This window comes from Paenibacillus sp. JZ16, assembly GCF_015326965.1.
Lineage (GTDB): Bacteria > Bacillota > Bacilli > Paenibacillales > Paenibacillaceae > Paenibacillus_AQ.
Map to the genome: position 1 here is coordinate 6,621,200 of NZ_CP017659.1, position 16,381 is coordinate 6,637,580.

The window sequence follows — 16,381 nt, forward strand, 5'->3', positions numbered from 1 at the left end:
GGAGTGATCGGGATGCAGGCAAGATTGTTACTGGAGGACGGAACGCTGTTCAGCGGAAAATCCTTCGGCGCGGATGCTGAAATGACCGGAGAGGTTGTTTTCAATACAGGGATTACAGGATATCAAGAGGTGCTGAGCGACCCGTCTTACTGCGGACAGATCGTGACCATGACGTACCCTTTGATCGGGAACTACGGCATCACGCGGGATGACTTTGAATCCATTCGACCATTTGTCCACGGATTCGTTGTTCGTCGTCATGAGCCTGTTCCTAGCAACTGGCGTGCAGAGTACAGTGTTGACAGCTTATTAAAGGAATACGGTATCCCAGGGATCAGCGAGATTGATACGCGGATGCTGACCCGGATTATTCGTCACTACGGTACGATGAAAGGGATTCTGACCACTTCAAACAAACCGGTGGAAGAGCTCAAGGAAATGCTCGGCGATACGACGATCGCTGAACTCCGCAACCAGGTGGCGAAAACCTCTACGCCGCAAATGTTTACAAGTCCGGGCTCCAAGGAGCGGATCGTTCTGGTTGACTTCGGTGCAAAAAGCGGAATTCTGCGCGAACTGACTTCCCGCGGATGCGATGTGATGGTCGTTCCACATGACACGACGGCTGATGAAATCCGCAGACTTCACCCGGACGGCATTCAGTTGTCCAACGGCCCTGGGGACCCAAAAGACGTTCCGTACGCGGTCGACATGGTTAAAGAACTGCTTGGCGAATATCCGATTTTCGGCATCTGCCTTGGCCACCAATTGTTTGCGCTGGCTGCGGGCGCCGATACCGAGAAGCTGAAATTCGGCCACCGCGGCGGGAACCATCCGGTAAAAGAGCTTGCCAGCGGACGCTGCTACATCACTTCCCAAAATCATGGATATACCGTAAACGAAGAATCCATCAAAGGGACGGATCTGGAAGTTACGCATATTAACAATAACGATAAAACGATCGAAGGCTTGAAACACACGAAATTCCCGGCCTTCTCCGTGCAATATCATCCTGAAGCTGCACCTGGTCCGCACGACAGCAGCTATCTGTTCGATCAATTCCTTGAGATGATAAGAGACCATAAACAGAATGAAATCCGGAAACCGCGCCAGGCGGTTCTGGCCGCAGCCGTGAAAGGAGCTCATTAATATGCCTAAAAATGATACATTGAAAAAAATTCTCGTCATCGGCTCCGGTCCGATTGTCATCGGGCAAGCAGCGGAATTCGACTACGCTGGAACACAGGCTTGCCAAGCATTGAAAGAAGAAGGTATCGAGGTTGTGCTGATCAACAGCAACCCGGCGACCATCATGACCGACACAAACATGGCGGATAAAGTATATATCGAGCCGATTACGCTCGACTTTGTTACACAGATCATCCGTCAAGAGCGTCCGGACGGTTTGCTCCCGACGCTTGGAGGGCAAACGGGCTTGAACATGGCAGTTGAGCTTGCACGCGCCGGTATTCTGGAGCAGGAGAATGTGAAGCTGCTCGGAACGCAGCTGGAGTCCATCGAGAAAGCCGAAGACCGCGATCTGTTCCGTGATCTGATGCGCGAACTCGATCAGCCCGTACCGGAAAGCACCATCGTAACGACTCTGGAAGAAGCGCTTGATTTCGCGAATGAGATCGGTTATCCGGTGATCGTGCGTCCGGCATACACGCTCGGAGGCACTGGCGGGGGGATTTGCGCAACCGAAGAGGAACTGCGCGAAACGGTCAGCTCCGGACTTCGCTACAGCCCGATCACACAATGTTTGATCGAGAAGAGCATCGCGGGAATGAAAGAAGTCGAGTATGAGGTAATGCGCGACGCAAACGATAACTGCATCGTGGTATGTAACATGGAGAACTTTGATCCGGTCGGCGTTCATACCGGCGACAGCATCGTCGTGGCGCCAAGCCAAACGCTGTCCGATCGCGAGTATCAAATGCTCAGATCGGCATCGCTGAAAATCATCCGTGCCCTGAACATCGAGGGCGGATGTAACGTGCAATTCGCGCTGGATCCAAACAGCTATCAATATTATGTCATCGAGGTAAACCCTCGCGTCAGCCGCTCTTCTGCCCTTGCTTCCAAGGCAACGGGTTACCCGATCGCGAAGATGGCAGCAAAAATCGCGATGGGTTACACCCTGGACGAGATCGTCAACCCGGTAACGGGACAGACCTATGCTTGTTTTGAGCCTACGCTGGACTATATCGTCAGCAAAATTCCACGCTGGCCATTCGACAAGTTCATCCATGCTAACCGGAAGCTGGGAACTCAGATGAAGGCCACCGGCGAGGTGATGGCGATTGGCCGTACTTTCGAAGAATCGATCCATAAAGCGGTTCGCTCTCTGGAGATCGGCGTGCACCGACTCTACTTGAAAGGCGCGAACGAGCTGAGTGATGAAGTGCTCCAGCAGCGTCTGATTAAAGCCGACGATGAGCGGATGTTCTTGATCGCGGAAGCATTCCGCCGGGGGTATGGACTTCAGCAGATTCAGGACCTGACGAAGATCGACTGGTGGTTCCTGGACAAAATCGAACGCCTGATTAAGTATGAAGAGCACATTCGCAGCGAAGCGGCACTGACATACGAAACGCTGTACGAAGCGAAGCGGCTCGGTTTTACGGATCGCGCTATAGCTGAGCTGCGCGCGGAAGGCAATGCCAGCACGCACACAACCGAGGAGTCGATCGGATTCCTGCGTCGCGAGCATGGATTGCGCCCGGTTTACAAAATGGTCGATACTTGCGCGGCGGAGTTTGAAGCAACGACACCGTACTACTACTCGACGTACGAAACCGAGAATGAAGTGATCGAATCCGCCAAGGAGAAGGTCATCGTACTGGGCTCCGGACCGATCCGGATCGGTCAGGGAATCGAGTTCGACTACTCCACGGTGCACGCTGTATGGGCGATCCAGAAGGCGGGATACGAAGCAGTTATCATTAACAACAACCCGGAGACCGTCTCCACTGACTTTAATACGTCGGACCGACTCTACTTCGAACCGCTCTTCCTCGAAGATGTCATGAACGTCATTGAGCAGGAGAAACCGATCGGTGTCATCGTACAGTTTGGCGGGCAGACAGCTATTAACCTCGCTGAGCCGCTGAGCAAGGCGGGCGTGAAGATTCTGGGTACCAGCTTGGAAAGCATTGACGAAGCCGAGGACCGTAAAAAATTCGAAGCGCTTCTGTCCAGACTGGAGATTGCTCAACCGAAAGGAAAAACGGTAACTTCGGTTGATGATGCTGTAGAAACCGCGCAATCGCTGGGATATCCTGTTTTGGTAAGACCATCTTATGTACTCGGTGGACGCGCCATGGAGATTGTATACTCCGACAGCGAACTGCTGAGTTACATGAAAGAGGCGGTTAAGATCAACCCGGATCATCCGGTTCTGATCGACCGTTACATGATGGGTAAAGAAGTGGAAGTAGACGCGATCTGTGATGGCGAGACGGTGCTGATTCCAGGCATCATGGAGCATGTAGAACGCGCAGGCGTTCACTCCGGCGACTCGATTGCGGTATATCCTCCTCAGTACTTGTCCCAGGATCTGAAGGACAAGATTGCGGAAATTACGATCAAGATTGCCAAAGAGCTGAATACACGCGGACTTGTTAACATCCAGTTCGTTATCTATAAAAATGAAGTGTACGTAATCGAAGTAAATCCGCGTTCTTCCCGGACGGTTCCGTTCCTGAGCAAGGTCACAGGCATCCCGATGGCCAACCTGGCAACACAGGCGATCATGGGCGGCAAGCTGAAGGAGCTTGGATACGAGGAAGGCATGTGGCCGGAAAGCGAACATGTATCGGTTAAAGTACCGGTGTTCTCCTTTGCTAAACTTCGCCGCGTTGAGCCTACCCTTGGACCGGAAATGAAGTCTACCGGTGAGGTTATGGGCCGAGACGTGAAGTATGCCAAAGCGCTGTACAAAGGTCTGATCGGTGCAGGCATGAAAATTCCTTCAACAGGAGCGATCATCGCTACCATCGCAGATAAGGATAAAGCCGAAGCTGCAGCACTGCTGAAAGGCTTCCATAAGCTTGGCTATAAAATCATCGCAACAGGCGGCACGGCAGCAGCATTGAAGGAAGCGGGCCTTGATGTGACCACCATTCATAAGCTGTCCGAGGGAACGCCGAACATTCTGGATATGATCCGCACAGGTGAAGCCAACTTCGTCTTTAACACATTGACCAAAGGTAAAACGCCGCAGCGTGACGGATTCCGAATTCGCCGTGAAGCGGTTGAAAACGGTGTGGTATGTATGACCTCGCTCGATACGGTTCGTGAGCTTCTGACGATGCTGGAGACCATCAACTTCTCCTCTGAAGCAATGCCGGTTGTTTAATCGAGAAGGAGGGGTATAGATGAGCGCCAGCTACAATGAAATGGCGGGCCGCCTGATGGTGGCCCTGGATTACCCGGATGCCCAGCGCGCAAAAGCATTGGTGCAGCAGCTGGAGGGCATCCCGTGTTATATGAAGGTCGGCATGCAGCTGTTCTACGCAGCCGGTCCGGATTTTGTCAAGGAATTGAAAGCAAAAGGTTATTCCGTATTTTTGGATGTGAAGATGCATGATATTCCGAACACGGTAAAAGGCGGGGCGAACAGCGTAACGCGGCTGGGTGTGGACATGTTTAATGTCCATGCCGGCGGCGGCGCTCTCATGATGCAGGCGGCAAAAGCCGGGGCGGAGGCCGCAGTGGCGGACACCCCGGGTCTTGCCATGCCTACCATCATTGCGGTAACCCAGTTGACTAGTACGAGTCAGGATGTCATGAATAACGAAATCGGTATCCCGGGTTTGGTAGAAGATGCGGTCGTACGATATGCGAAGCTGGCTCAGCAAGCCGGGCTGCATGGCGTCGTCGCTTCATCGCTTGAAGTGGAGGCCATAACATCCGCATGCGGACAAGCGTTTAAGACCGTTATACCAGGTATTCGTCCGGCCGGTGCGGATATCGGAGACCAGGCACGGGTTCTTACACCAGGGGAAGCCATCCGCAAGGGCAGTCATTATCTGGTTGTCGGCCGCCCGATTACGGAATCCCCGAACCCGAGACAAGCAGCAGAACAGATTATTGAGGAGATGATTCAAGCATGAGTACACTCGCGAATATTCCACATCAGATCGCATCTTATTTGCTGAAGATTGAGGCCGTTTCCCTTAGGCCCCATCAGCCGTTTACATGGACGTCGGGAATTAAGTCCCCGATCTACTGTGATAATCGCTTGACGATGTCTTTTCCCGAGATTCGCGACTACATTGCTGAATCGTTCGCAGCCGTCATCCGGGAGCAATATCCGGAGGCCGAGGCCATTGCCGGTACGGCCACAGCCGGGATTCCGCATGCGGCCTTTGTATCCCAGAAGATGAATCTGCCAATGTCTTATATTCGGGACAAAGCAAAGGGGCATGGCAAGGAAAACCTGATCGAAGGCTTGATCAAGCCCGGTCAAAAGGTGGTTGTGATCGAGGATCTGATCTCCACGGGCGGCAGCTCGCTAAAAGCGGCGCAAGCGGTCAAGGATGCAGGAGCGGAGCCGCTGGCGGTATTGGCTATTTTCAGCTACCAGCTGGATAAAGCAGTGCAAGCCTTCGCCGAAGCTGGGATTCCGCTGCAGAGCTTGTCCAACTACGGAGCGCTGATTGAAGTTGCGCTATCCGAGAATCGGATTCAGGAACAGGATGTGGAGCTTCTTCAATCCTGGAGATCGAATCCTGCTTCCTTTGGTGTGTAAACAACGTATACAAGCTAGGATAATCCGGCTGTCGCCTTTGTGAGTTATCGCAGAGCGGCAGCTTTTTTATATTCCAAAGCCAAAGATAATCCCCGGAGGATGCCGGGTTGACAGCGGATGGCTGGATCGTTACATTAGGACTGTACGCGGCTGCAGCCAGCTATCGGTGTCCTTATGCTTATATAGAAGGGATTTAGTCTAACAGATGAATGCAAAGAAAGAAGCAGTGCTTGAAGCCGGGAAGCGGTTGTTCATGGAGCAAGGGATTTTGCAGACGAGCATGGAGCAGATTGCCGAAGCGGTCCCCGTTTCCAAAATGACGATTTATAACTACTATCAGAGCAAAGAGGGCTTATTGGAGCATGTGGTGGACCGGATGGTCGAGGAGCTCATGGCGCTATACCGTGATATTATGGATCAGGCAAAAGATCCGCTTGAGGCGTTAAAGGTCTTTTACAGGGATCAGGACAAATTTTCGGCGTTGGTATCCCAGAAATTTGTGGCGGATCTGGCCAAATTCCCGGAGCAGATGGACAAGCTGCTTCAATTCAACCAGAAATTCGTTGTTCCGGAATTCGAAATGCTGATCTTTAAAGGCCAGCAGCTTGGACAGATACGGAAAGACATCTCTCCCCAGGTACTGGTCGCATTCCTGACTTTCATCAAGGAATTTACGGCACGGACCGAATGGTACCATGGTTTGGGAAGTTTGAACGCGGTTAGTGAACAGCTGATGACGATTCTATATCATGGAATTATCCAGCAGGAAGATTCGACTAATCTAATATGAGTATAAGAACATTCCAGAGGTGATTTCGATCCGGGAATGTTTTTTTTATAAAATTTTATTGATGAATCGTTTGAAGATCGGCTGATTTGGGTATATGTTCCTATAAATTTAGGGCCACGACTTGGTAGAGGGGAAGGAGACGTCTCACCTATAATAGTAATGATAACCTCAGATTTAAACACAAAATAGGCGGGACTGACCGTAAGGAGGAGAGATCTTTGGAAGTTTCATCCAGGATCAAACTGACCGGCAAACAATTCTTTGTACTAACCGGCATCGTCGGTGCGCGGGCTGTCATTGGGTTAGAGGACCCTTTTCGCGGAACGCTGGCCGAGGAGATGCCTGTAGAGGTGGCCAAGATTGAGCAGGAGCTGCAGGAGAAAGGATTGATCGATACGGCGGGTAACGAGCCGGTTCTTGTGCAGGAACTGCTGGAATACATAGAAGTATGCAGCCGGACCCTGTTAACGATACATATGAGGGTGTCCGGTTCCGACGAAGCGCAGAAGGAGTGTTTCATTTATTACAGTTCAAGTCTGGTTGTAAAGGCTGATATTGAAAGCGGGCCTGACGGAGCGAGAGTCTATGTGCTGGAAGCGCTGGGAACCCCTTCGGAGGCTTGGCTTAAAATCATCAGTCACCTGCAGCTGGAGGATAGGAAGAACCGGGATACAGCTCCATTGGCTATGCCTAAAGGCTGGTTCCAGCAATGGATGAGTGCCGAGCAAGGGGAGCAGGAGCCTCGGAAGTATTTGCTTGCACAAGGCTACCCGGAATCGGTCGTTTCCGCCTTGGCCGAAAGCGTCAGCCATCCAGAGAGATATGCAACCTTCACAGCGTACTATTGCCCGGATCTGAACTGTAGAATACAGGGAATCGAACTGTTGAGAGGACAGCATTCCAACTGGCTGATTCGCAATGAAGGCGAAGAGGATCAAATTTGGGGCGCATCGGTAACGGAAATTATTCGGGAGCTTGGCGCGGTCATTGAGCGCATTAAGTGAGAAAGGGCTGCATCATGATCCTGTACTTTCAAGTTATACCTTCTCGATCAACGATATGGAGGATTAGTTATGACTAAAATACGTGTGGTACCTGACATGCTGAACCAGCAAGGAGCAGCGGTATCTGATATTGCACGAGAAGTTCAGCAGCTTCAGGAGCGCATGCAGCAGCGTATCCAGAGCATGTCCTGGGAGACGCGTCATCGTGCCCAGGTCGAACAGCGCCTGGCCCAATGCAGGGCCGCTTGCCAGTCGGTGGTTAGCCGTCTGGAGCAAAATCGAGGGCAACTGGTGAAAAAGGCGGGTGATTTTTCGCAGACGGATCAATCGCTCGGCAGCAATCTCAACTTCGGCAAGCAATCGGTTGCCCAGGTTAGTCCGCATCTGCTGCTTCAGGCGAGTCTGGCACAGAACGGGAACAAGAACACGCATCCGCCCGTGACGGCAGCGGGGGTTGAATTCAATGCGCTTGCGCCTTTCGGCGGAACGGCGGATCAATGGAAGAGTAATCCGCTAGCGGCCGCAGGGGTATTGTTCGGAACGGCAACGGCATCGGGTACGATGTACAAATACTGGGATATGTACCGGAACGGCTTTGGCGTGTGGCTTGAAAAAGACAAGCGCGGCAATATGCGAGCCAATGTGACGAACGGGATGCTGGCTAATATCCGCAAAAAATCCTATGCCGAATACAACTGGCGGAATCACCCCCGAATCCCGAAATACGTCCTACCCGGCGCGGCTGTTAAAGACTCGCTAAGCTGGAAGGGCGGTAAACTTGGTTATGCAGGCATCGCCATGCAAACGGTGGGAAATCTGGTGACGAATATCAACGAGAACAAGAGCGGGGCAAAGATAGCCGGAGATGCTGTAGTTGATGTGGGTGTCGGTGTGGGTACCGTCGTAGCATCCGCTGCGGCTGGCGCTAAGGCAGGCGCGCTGATTGGGACAGCAGTGGGCGGTCCGATTGGCACCCTTGCGGGTGCGGCCATCGGTTTTGGCGTATCGGTGGGTGCTTCCTATGTTATGGACGGCATCAAGTTTACGGATTTTGACGGGGACGGGAAGAAAGATACCGTAACCGAAGGATTGAAAATGGGGGCGGAGAAGATAGGTTCAACGATTGCCGGATGGTTCAAATAAAGGGAGTGTCATGGATGAGCGCAAAGATTTCAGAGGAAGAACAGTTTCATTTCCGGCTGATCCCGGCCGAGCAGATACGGGGCGGCATCGTTTGTTTTTTATTCATTATGCTGATCCCTGCGCTGGTCACGCTAGCAGCGCCGATGATGTCGGTATATATGTATGTGGCTGCGGCGGTGTGGGTGGTTATGCTGCTATGGGGAATTGGCCTGAGTGCAAATCCGTACCGGTCTGAAGTCGGTTTTGTGCTGTATTTGGGAATATACGGACTGGCTCTGGCGGTCACTTGTCAGATCGCTATCCTCAAAATGATGTATGACATGGCCGGAGTTGAATCGATTCTGTATGGGCTTAGTTCGGCAGCGGTGATGCTTCTGCTTCTCCTTGTGTTTTATGTGCTGCATTTTAGAGCGCTGCAGCAAGGCACCTACCAGTCTATGGAGCGCAATGGCAGCGTCGGTAAAGCGGGCAAAGCGGCCTTACTGTTTGCGGCTATAGGTTATACGGCTTATTACGTCGTGGTGGCGGTAACCGGCGATCTCGGCGGATTTGTAATGGGCATGGCGGCTTTTTCCGTGTTGTTGATTCTCGGTCTGTACATGGCCGTTGTTTTCATTCATCGGTATATGTTCATCCAGAACAACATGGATAAGCTAAAAGCTCATTATCCCGTATTGGGATTGCCGAAGGAGCAGCGGAACGCCGCGTTTCTGAATAAAATGAATCAGGGCCGTACGCCTGCGGCACCGCACCGGAAGAGCAAGAAAAGGAGAGGGTAGTTATGACGCAGCAGCTGCTGCCAAACGGATCGATAGTCATTTTGAAAGAAGGCGAGAAGAAGCTCGTGATCTATGGTCGAAAGCAAATTCTGGCGCTTGATCAGCCGCAAATGTTCGACTATTTAGCTTGTCCATATCCGGAAGGTTATGTCAGCCCGGAGTTTGCCTACGTCTTTAATCATGAGGATATCCAGGAGATTATATTTACCGGTTACCAGGACGAAGAGGAAGAACAGTTTCAGATCGTACTGGCTGAGACGAAGCCTACATAACAAACGAGAAGATATCTATAAAGGGAGGAGTGAGGTAGATCCATGTCAGGACGCATAGAGGTATCCCCCGAGGAGCTGCGCCGCGCTGCGGCAGACATTCGAAGCGGGAGTGACTACGGCGGAGAATTGGTCGCCCGATTGTCCCAGGTCATTGAAACGTTGAATGCCGAATGGGAGGGTGTTTCCCAGCAGCGGTTTCGTACGGAGGCCGAGGAGACAAAGGCGCAGCTGATGAATTTCATCCAGATGATGAATTCGATGGAGCAGGAGCTTATGAGCATTGCCGCCCGATTTGCGGAGGCTGACGGCCAATAGGCGCGGTTTACCTAAGGTGACAATCAATCGTATCCGTATCACGATGTGGTAAGGGTATGGCTGATTGTTTTTTTATCGGGAGATCGCGAAGAAGTTTGTTGATCTGTGTTTTTTTTGTGGAAGAATGGACATAATATGACAGCATTACATTATCATTCGGGTAAGGAGTCGCATAGGATGAATTGGGTATATTACGGAAAGCTGTATACAAGCAAATTTCAGGCAGGGTGCTTTGCGAAACGTTTGGAGCAGGATGGCTGGCTGTTCGGGTATCATGATCCGCGGATGGTGGAGGTTTACCGTTCCAAAAAGGGCCGTTATGGCGTGCGGTTTATGCCTTGAGGAAATTCCATTAAAACAGTACTTGACTTGATGTAGGGTTATGGTGTATATTTATTCTTGTCGCTGTTTGATACAGCATTGACGCGGGGTGGAGCAGTTCGGTAGCTCGTCGGGCTCATAACCCGAAGGCCGCAGGTTCAAATCCTGCCCCCGCAACCAATTTTTAAACGATGTATGTATGACGTCCTTATGTTTATGTGTACATGTATGTTCAGGGCCCTTAGCTCAGTTGGTTAGAGCGGTCGGCTCATAACCGACTGGTCGGGGGTTCGAGTCCCTCAGGGCCCACTTTATCGAAAACCCTTGCGATGCAAGGGTTTTTTGCTGTTTATAGGGCTGTTTAGTTGCATGAAAAACTCTGGTGAAGAAGTAGGGAACTTTGATTTGCTAACGGCAGCTATTTATCCACAGGATCCAGAGATTAAAATGACTTTTCCATTTAAAGCAGCGTTACCGAAATTTGGTGTTCCTAAGTAACAGTGATGAGTTGATCCCTGCTCTATCTCCAAATCCAAGAATAGCACTTAAGTAAGGTGTTCTTGAATACTAAGGAATGCTGCGAAAATGACACCCTTTCTATCGTTAAAAAAATACTTTTAACCTAAGGGTCATTTCTTTGGCGCCGTTGAATGATTGCTTTTTCCCTCTTTCGTTTTCAAATTTATATAGAGAAGAATGCTCCCAAAGAAAGATATTTCAACTGCACCAGTAAAAATCCGCATTAAATGTGTTTCTTTGAAATCAAATAAGATATGCCCCATACAGTATAAAGCCGAAAGAACCATAACCCATCGAAGTATTGCTTTTTTCATCAGTAGTCACCTCTTATTTAAGACAATTATACTTCAAGCAGTAGAACAACTGTCTTTATATTTTATTAAATATCGTCCGAAACATCCCTGACGTCGTCCATTTTCAAAATTTAACCGCCCCCGGATTGTCGGATTGTCGGATTCAAATATTCAAAAGTTTGTCCTCACCCGTTACAAGAGGGCGACTATGTGTATTAAAAACATACAGGATCAATTAGTGTTAATGTTTGATTTGGAGTAGGCCCTAAAAGGGCATTAATAACATATTGAGATATGTTAGAATATCAACTAGATTGGAGGGACTATCTATTTATGAAACAGAAAAAGATTTTGATTGTTTTTCTGTTACTTGTGCTGATTATTGTCGGTGTTTTTTATACTTACCTTCAAGTGAAATACAATTCTCTTGAAAGAAGTTTGAGAAATCATCTGATTAATGTTGAGGGATACTCTGATTCAGATATTATCAGTATTAAAGCAAAACTTAGTAAAATGCCTACATATCCCGTTTATGTTAGGTTTGCAGATGATCCAAATACAGATTATATCTTTACAGATGGAAATGCTGATACACCCATATGGCGCCAACTTGATCCTAAAAAGCCAATAAGATTATCTGGTCAGCGTGACTAGATGAAAATCTTGCTGTTATGAAAAATGTATAAATCACCATTTAGAGGCTATAGTCAAATTGAGTGATGCTTCTCCCTGTTGAACTTTACTTGTCTCCACTTACTTATGAGAGTTAACGTGGGAAAGAACCCTGCTGGCTTTAGGCAGAGGGGGTTCTTTTTGGCGTTCTGGTTTATAGTGGGGCCGTAAGACCAATATAATCAAAAATATCCTCAATGATTCCGCCCCTTCAATGTATTATTTTCCAGTCTATCAGATCTCTATAAATCTGGGCGCCCGATTGAATTCAAGACTTGCGCTAGGACTAAAGAACAAGCGCCAATTATCAGCAAGATAAGAACCATGATAATAACAAACTTCTTTCCGTTCATCATTTTCACCTCGGAAGGATTATACCAAATATTCAACACCCAATGGAACAAGATCCAGGACTACTACACCCTTATTTCTACAGACGAGTGCAAGATACAGCAAGCAGGAGATTTCTCTCCAATTTATCGGACAACTGATTTTATTAGTAGCTGACATGCTGTTCCTCCTCTTATTCGTTTGTCTTGACTAATCAAATTACTTTACTATATGGTCGAGATAATTTTGAATTCAACGATTTGCCTCCGGGAGATTGATGATTCGGCCAAGCGAGATTTGTAATCGGGGGCGACTTACGGTACATTTTAATGGAGTCGTAGGGGAACAGACTTATTTATACGGCTGCTGCTGGTTGGATGCAGCTCATTTTAGCATATAGGATGGGGGATGAAGGTGTCAGAGTGGGTATTAAATCAATCCTGGGGACTTCCGGTGTTGCTCGCCTTCTTGGTGATCGTATTTGTATTTGAATCAAGGAAGGCTTTCAAGGCATATAAAGAAAAAAGACGGTTTGAATTGGGATGGTCTCTATTGTTTGCCCTGGTGGCTTTATTGGCGATGATTGTCCTGGTGGCCTATTAAAAATACATAATCAAAAACAGGACCCCGCCAGAAGCTACCGGCGGGGTCTTGTTCAATGATTAGCTGTAAACGGTCAGGAAGTCGTTACCTTTCGTCACCGTTCATTCATGACGGCCTCTGTAGCGGTCCAGGCTCTGCCTGCACGCATGGCCAGGAAGAAGCAGAGGATGAGAACGATGGACGCGGAGATATAAGGAAAGTTGATGTCCAAATCAAACAGATATCCTGCAACCAGCGGCCCCGCAATATTTCCCAGACTGGTGTACGCCGAGTTCAGGCCGGCCACGTAGCCTTGCTGATCCTTCGCCAGCTTAGACATTTGCGTTCCGATAGCGGGACGCAAGATGTCGATCGACAGGAATACCAAGAAGGTTACAAGGAATATGAGCCAGTATTTATGCACGAACAGGGTTAACAGGATACAGATTCCCGCGGTAAGCAAACTGAGCGTAATGACTCGTTTCTCACCGAAGCGGTTCAGGATCCAACCGAATATCGTTGCTTGGACGACGGCACCCGCAATCGACCCAAACGTGATGATCATGGCAATATCTTTAGGGGTGAACCCGAATTTATGATCCACAAACAGGCCGAACACCGTTTCATAATTGGCAAGCCCGAACGAGAGCACAAATACAATGATCAAACTTAGGAAGTACGGTTCCTTGAAAGATCGCACCAGCTGAACGGCCAGGCTCTCCTTCTTCCGTCCCAGCACGGTAGGTGCTTCCTGCTTGGCGGATGATTCCGGTAGCAGCAGCAGCGTTACCAGCGCGGCAATACCTCCCGCAACGGCCGCGGCGTAGAAAGGCACGCGAATGCCAAACTCGGCGATAAATCCTCCGATACCCGGTCCGATGATGAAGCCTGTCGTAATCGCAGCATTAATGAACCCCATGCCTCTGGCGCGTTCCTCATTCGAGGTCACGTCAGCCGTGTAGGCCATAACAGCGGGCATAATGAGTGCAGCGCCGATACCGCCCAGCATTCTTGAGGCAAACAGGAGCGGCGGTGTGCTGGCAGCTCCGAACAACCATTCCGATACGGCGAACACCATCATGCCGGAGATTATGATTTTTTTACGACCCATGGTGTCTGACAATCTTCCCGCAAGTGGGGAGAATAACAGCTGTGTTAATGAAAAAGCGGCAACGAGCATACCGACCGTGCTGCCGCTGATATGCAGTTCCGTCATATAGGTTGGCATAATAGGTATGACAAGCCCGATCCCGGTGAAGACTAGAAATATATTGAACATGAGGAGCAGAATGGCTCCATTGTTTCGCATGAGTAATGACATGATGATTCCTCCAAAAATAAAAGACGATTTAATAAAGACATATGATGAAATGATTGTAATTCGGTTACTTATATACTGAACGTTCGGTTTGTGATAGTGCATGAAAAAAAGTATTTATTTTTCATGATTTCTTCTCAATGCCATGCAGAAATACTTTGATGGCGGCATGATAAAGGGCAAGCGCATTTTCAACCTTCGTTATACGCGACATCTGGCTTAAGCCAACAATGAGGCTCTCAAAGATAACGGACAGCTGCTCCACATTATGATTCTCAAACTCCCCGCGATCCATCCCTTGCTGCAGCACTTTCTGATTGAATTCCAAATGGCTCCTAATAATCTGGACGACTCTTTGTTCTACTTCTTCGCTAACATCACCATTGCTGTTTATAAATTCATCAAGCGCCTTAGAGAAGGGGTGGTTCAGATCATCAAACACCAATTGATCGGCTATTCCATACAGCTTGTCAACGGTGGTGGTGTAATGCTGCTCTTTGCTGTTCCATTTCTGTTCCCACTCGAGGTCCCATTCCTCAACCAGATACAGAAACAGCCCTTCCTTGCTCTTGAAATGATAATAGATATTCCCTTTGCTGCTGCCTGTGGCTTCAACGATTTCCTCTATTGACGTTGATTTGTAACCCTTCTGCATAAAAAGAGCCTTGGCGGCTTCCGCTATTCGTCGCTTGGTATCTTCGGTTTGTTGTTGTTTTTTATTCACGCATGCACCCCCTTATAGCCTTGAAAGCTATTCGAAATTTATATACTGAACGTTCGTTCTGTATCTTATCAAATGGAATTGATATATTCAAGAGGAAATTAGACTCTGTGTTTTTCCGATCCAACCGACTTCGAAAAAATAACCGTTACCATCAGAAGGCAGCGGTTATTCTAGAACGTTGTAGGTCATCCATTCCCTTAATGGTTTACTTCAATGAACTTACGCGTTTTCTCGTGATAGGAGAGCAGCTCCGAAACGGTCACAAACTCGTAGCCCCTCTTTTGCAGCTCCGGTAAAATCACTTTGAGAGCCTCTACCGTCTGTGTACTGCTTGGCACAAAGTCGTGCATCAGTACGATGTCTCCATTATGGGCATTATCCAGCACTTTTTTAACGATCCGGTTAACGCCGGGCTTTCGCCAGTCGAGCGTATCCTGATGCCATGACCATAATACGGTCAGCATACCGAAATCCTTGCTCGTGCGGACAATTGCTTCATTATAGCTGCCTCCCGGTGGACGAAACAGGACGGTTCGAATGCCGGTTGCCTGAAAGATCGCATCTTGCGTCTGGTTTAACTCGCTTGTTAACTTGCTGACATTAATATTGTGAAAAGGAGGATGGGAGTAAGAGTGATTGCCGATTTCATGGCCTTCCTGCAGCTCCCGCGCTACGATCTCGGGGTGCTTCTCCACCCGGCTGCCAACAACGAAGAAGGTGGCTTTTGCGTCATATTGCTTTAGCAGATCCAGAATTTGAACGGTGTTCTGCGCGTCCGGACCATCGTCAAAGGTAAGAGCAATTACTTTATTGTGAGTGGGGACTTCCCATACTATCTCGCCTCGTTCCTCATAATAACCCCTGCCCTTGGAAGCGGATGGCGCATGGCTGGCGTTGACAACATGTTGATGGCAAAGGGAGATGGAGAGAGCGATCCATATGACGGTTGAGAGTTTTTTCATGGTGAGCGGTATCCTTTTCTCTGTTGTTCTAGTCTTCGCAAATGACAGTGCAAGCATATTTATCATTTGGTGATTACGGTAAAATTATTCTTTACGGAAAGCGGAAGGATTCGAACGGATGGGTTAGCGCGGAGGCTTGAAGCTATCGAGCATGAGGCTTTGGATAGGGTGATGCGAAAAATTATGAGTTTCATATATTGACATCATATGGTTGGACATGGTATTATCAATTTTGTCGCTAAGACGAAATGTGCACACCTAGATATCGGAATGAGATCGCAAAATATTGCGAATTCCACGCGTACCTTCGGTTATGTAAGTGAACGTGAACGACGCTAGGAACATGCGCGGATAAATATGCCGGGGTGGCGGAATTGGCAGACGCACAGGACTTAAAATCCTGCGGTAGGTGACTACCGTACGGGTTCGACCCCCGTCCTCGGCATTATAACAGCGTCTGGTAAGATGCAAAATAAGTCGGCCCCCGTATGGGTGCCGGCTTATTTTTTAAATCGACACAAGGTCAACTCATGATGCGTGTTGTTATTTGATTCAAATTGAACGGAAGATGTTGGTGTTCCGATTATAGAAATCGCATTCTT

18 protein-coding genes and 3 tRNA genes are annotated in these 16,381 nt (G+C 49.0%); 17 read left to right on the forward strand and 4 right to left on the reverse strand.

Annotated elements, in window-relative coordinates:
• Nucleotides 1–12: 12 nt before the first annotated feature.
• From BJP58_RS29555 to BJP58_RS34005, 14 genes are all read left to right on the forward strand, one after another.
• Entirely contained in the window at nucleotides 13–1,149 is a 1,137-nt protein-coding gene (locus BJP58_RS29555; RefSeq protein ID WP_194541684.1) for a carbamoyl phosphate synthase small subunit, read from the forward strand.
• 1 nt (nucleotide 1,150) lies between these two features.
• Nucleotides 1,151–4,360: a carbamoyl-phosphate synthase large subunit gene (gene carB / locus BJP58_RS29560; RefSeq protein WP_194541685.1), complete on the forward strand. Its 3,210-nt coding sequence runs from the start codon at nucleotides 1,151–1,153 to the stop codon at nucleotides 4,358–4,360.
• Between the two features lie 19 nt (nucleotides 4,361–4,379).
• On the forward strand, nucleotides 4,380–5,117 hold the full coding sequence (pyrF, locus tag BJP58_RS29565; RefSeq protein ID WP_194541686.1) for an orotidine-5'-phosphate decarboxylase: 738 nt from the start codon (nucleotides 4,380–4,382) through the stop codon (nucleotides 5,115–5,117).
• Nucleotides 5,114–5,755: an orotate phosphoribosyltransferase gene (pyrE, locus tag BJP58_RS29570; RefSeq protein WP_194541687.1), complete on the forward strand. Its 642-nt coding sequence runs from the start codon at nucleotides 5,114–5,116 to the stop codon at nucleotides 5,753–5,755. The genes pyrF and pyrE overlap by 4 nt, the downstream gene beginning before the upstream one ends.
• 205 nt (nucleotides 5,756–5,960) lie before the next feature.
• Nucleotides 5,961–6,545, forward strand: a complete 585-nt coding sequence (locus BJP58_RS29575; RefSeq protein ID WP_194541688.1) for a TetR/AcrR family transcriptional regulator — start codon at nucleotides 5,961–5,963, stop codon at nucleotides 6,543–6,545.
• Between the two features lie 218 nt (nucleotides 6,546–6,763).
• Nucleotides 6,764–7,549, forward strand: a complete 786-nt coding sequence (locus BJP58_RS29580) for a hypothetical protein (RefSeq protein WP_194541689.1) — start codon at nucleotides 6,764–6,766, stop codon at nucleotides 7,547–7,549.
• Between the two features lie 69 nt (nucleotides 7,550–7,618).
• Nucleotides 7,619–8,692: a WXG100 family type VII secretion target gene (locus BJP58_RS29585; protein WP_194541690.1), complete on the forward strand. Its 1,074-nt coding sequence runs from the start codon at nucleotides 7,619–7,621 to the stop codon at nucleotides 8,690–8,692.
• 14 nt (nucleotides 8,693–8,706) lie between these two features.
• The gene (locus BJP58_RS29590; RefSeq protein ID WP_194541691.1) at nucleotides 8,707–9,471 is read left to right on the forward strand and encodes a hypothetical protein; all 765 of its coding nucleotides are present in this window, start codon (nucleotides 8,707–8,709) and stop codon (nucleotides 9,469–9,471) included.
• Nucleotides 9,472–9,473: 2 nt separating this feature from the next.
• Complete coding sequence (locus tag BJP58_RS29595) at nucleotides 9,474–9,743, forward strand: DUF4176 domain-containing protein (protein WP_194541692.1); 270 nt, start codon at nucleotides 9,474–9,476, stop codon at nucleotides 9,741–9,743.
• Nucleotides 9,744–9,785: 42 nt separating this feature from the next.
• Nucleotides 9,786–10,058 (forward strand): WXG100 family type VII secretion target, encoded by a 273-nt coding sequence (locus tag BJP58_RS29600; RefSeq protein WP_071223018.1) that lies wholly within the window; start codon nucleotides 9,786–9,788, stop codon nucleotides 10,056–10,058.
• A 177-nt stretch (nucleotides 10,059–10,235) separates the two neighbouring features.
• Nucleotides 10,236–10,400 (forward strand): hypothetical protein, encoded by a 165-nt coding sequence (locus tag BJP58_RS29605; protein ID WP_164817394.1) that lies wholly within the window; start codon nucleotides 10,236–10,238, stop codon nucleotides 10,398–10,400.
• An 82-nt stretch (nucleotides 10,401–10,482) separates the two neighbouring features.
• Nucleotides 10,483–10,559, forward strand: a tRNA-Met gene (locus tag BJP58_RS29610).
• A gap of 55 nt (nucleotides 10,560–10,614) precedes the next feature.
• Nucleotides 10,615–10,688: transfer RNA gene (locus tag BJP58_RS29615), tRNA-Ile, on the forward strand.
• Between the two features lie 60 nt (nucleotides 10,689–10,748).
• Complete coding sequence (locus tag BJP58_RS34005; protein ID WP_267907844.1) at nucleotides 10,749–10,877, forward strand: hypothetical protein; 129 nt, start codon at nucleotides 10,749–10,751, stop codon at nucleotides 10,875–10,877.
• A 131-nt stretch (nucleotides 10,878–11,008) separates the two neighbouring features.
• On the opposite strand, the gene BJP58_RS29620 is transcribed toward BJP58_RS34005, so the two are convergent.
• Nucleotides 11,009–11,212, reverse strand: a complete 204-nt coding sequence (locus BJP58_RS29620) for a hypothetical protein (RefSeq protein ID WP_194541693.1) — start codon at nucleotides 11,210–11,212, stop codon at nucleotides 11,009–11,011.
• 312 nt (nucleotides 11,213–11,524) lie between these two features.
• Between BJP58_RS29620 and BJP58_RS29625 the strand changes: the two genes are divergently transcribed.
• Nucleotides 11,525–11,845: a DUF3139 domain-containing protein gene (locus BJP58_RS29625; protein ID WP_194541694.1), complete on the forward strand. Its 321-nt coding sequence runs from the start codon at nucleotides 11,525–11,527 to the stop codon at nucleotides 11,843–11,845.
• 762 nt (nucleotides 11,846–12,607) lie between these two features.
• A complete protein-coding gene (locus BJP58_RS29630) occupies nucleotides 12,608–12,796 on the forward strand; it encodes a hypothetical protein (protein WP_071223022.1) in 189 nt (62 codons plus the stop codon).
• A 94-nt stretch (nucleotides 12,797–12,890) separates the two neighbouring features.
• Here BJP58_RS29630 and BJP58_RS29635 read toward each other — a convergent pair whose 3' ends face one another.
• The 3 genes from BJP58_RS29635 to BJP58_RS29645 form a co-directional block, all read right to left on the reverse strand.
• On the reverse strand, nucleotides 12,891–14,096 hold the full coding sequence (locus BJP58_RS29635) for an MFS transporter (RefSeq protein WP_194541695.1): 1,206 nt from the start codon (nucleotides 14,094–14,096) through the stop codon (nucleotides 12,891–12,893).
• A gap of 121 nt (nucleotides 14,097–14,217) precedes the next feature.
• On the reverse strand, nucleotides 14,218–14,817 hold the full coding sequence (locus BJP58_RS29640; RefSeq protein WP_194541696.1) for a TetR/AcrR family transcriptional regulator: 600 nt from the start codon (nucleotides 14,815–14,817) through the stop codon (nucleotides 14,218–14,220).
• Between the two features lie 197 nt (nucleotides 14,818–15,014).
• Entirely contained in the window at nucleotides 15,015–15,779 is a 765-nt protein-coding gene (locus tag BJP58_RS29645; protein WP_194541697.1) for a polysaccharide deacetylase family protein, read from the reverse strand.
• Nucleotides 15,780–16,138: 359 nt separating this feature from the next.
• On the opposite strand from BJP58_RS29645, the gene BJP58_RS29650 reads away from it, so the two are divergent.
• Nucleotides 16,139–16,224, forward strand: a tRNA-Leu gene (locus tag BJP58_RS29650).
• The last annotated feature ends 157 nt before the right edge of the window (nucleotides 16,225–16,381 follow it).

Excerpts from the sequence above, each read along its gene's own strand:
- BJP58_RS29555 (WP_194541684.1), top strand. The coding sequence starts at position 13 with ATGCAGGCAAGATTGTTACTGGAGGACGGAACGCTGTTCAGCGGAAAA.
- carB (WP_194541685.1), top strand. The coding sequence starts at position 1,151 with ATGCCTAAAAATGATACATTGAAAAAAATTCTCGTCATCGGCTCCGGT.
- pyrF (WP_194541686.1), top strand. The coding sequence starts at position 4,380 with ATGAGCGCCAGCTACAATGAAATGGCGGGCCGCCTGATGGTGGCCCTG.
- pyrE (WP_194541687.1), top strand. The coding sequence starts at position 5,114 with ATGAGTACACTCGCGAATATTCCACATCAGATCGCATCTTATTTGCTG.
- BJP58_RS29575 (WP_194541688.1), top strand. The coding sequence starts at position 5,961 with ATGAATGCAAAGAAAGAAGCAGTGCTTGAAGCCGGGAAGCGGTTGTTC.
- BJP58_RS29585 (WP_194541690.1), top strand. The coding sequence starts at position 7,619 with ATGACTAAAATACGTGTGGTACCTGACATGCTGAACCAGCAAGGAGCA.
- BJP58_RS29590 (WP_194541691.1), top strand. The coding sequence starts at position 8,707 with ATGAGCGCAAAGATTTCAGAGGAAGAACAGTTTCATTTCCGGCTGATC.
- BJP58_RS29595 (WP_194541692.1), top strand. The coding sequence starts at position 9,474 with ATGACGCAGCAGCTGCTGCCAAACGGATCGATAGTCATTTTGAAAGAA.
- BJP58_RS29600 (WP_071223018.1), top strand. The coding sequence starts at position 9,786 with ATGTCAGGACGCATAGAGGTATCCCCCGAGGAGCTGCGCCGCGCTGCG.
- BJP58_RS29605 (WP_164817394.1), top strand. The coding sequence starts at position 10,236 with ATGAATTGGGTATATTACGGAAAGCTGTATACAAGCAAATTTCAGGCA.
- BJP58_RS34005 (WP_267907844.1), top strand. The coding sequence starts at position 10,749 with ATGAAAAACTCTGGTGAAGAAGTAGGGAACTTTGATTTGCTAACGGCA.
- BJP58_RS29620 (WP_194541693.1), bottom strand. The coding sequence starts at position 11,212 with ATGAAAAAAGCAATACTTCGATGGGTTATGGTTCTTTCGGCTTTATAC.
- BJP58_RS29625 (WP_194541694.1), top strand. The coding sequence starts at position 11,525 with ATGAAACAGAAAAAGATTTTGATTGTTTTTCTGTTACTTGTGCTGATT.
- BJP58_RS29635 (WP_194541695.1), bottom strand. The coding sequence starts at position 14,096 with ATGTCATTACTCATGCGAAACAATGGAGCCATTCTGCTCCTCATGTTC.
- BJP58_RS29645 (WP_194541697.1), bottom strand. The coding sequence starts at position 15,779 with ATGAAAAAACTCTCAACCGTCATATGGATCGCTCTCTCCATCTCCCTT.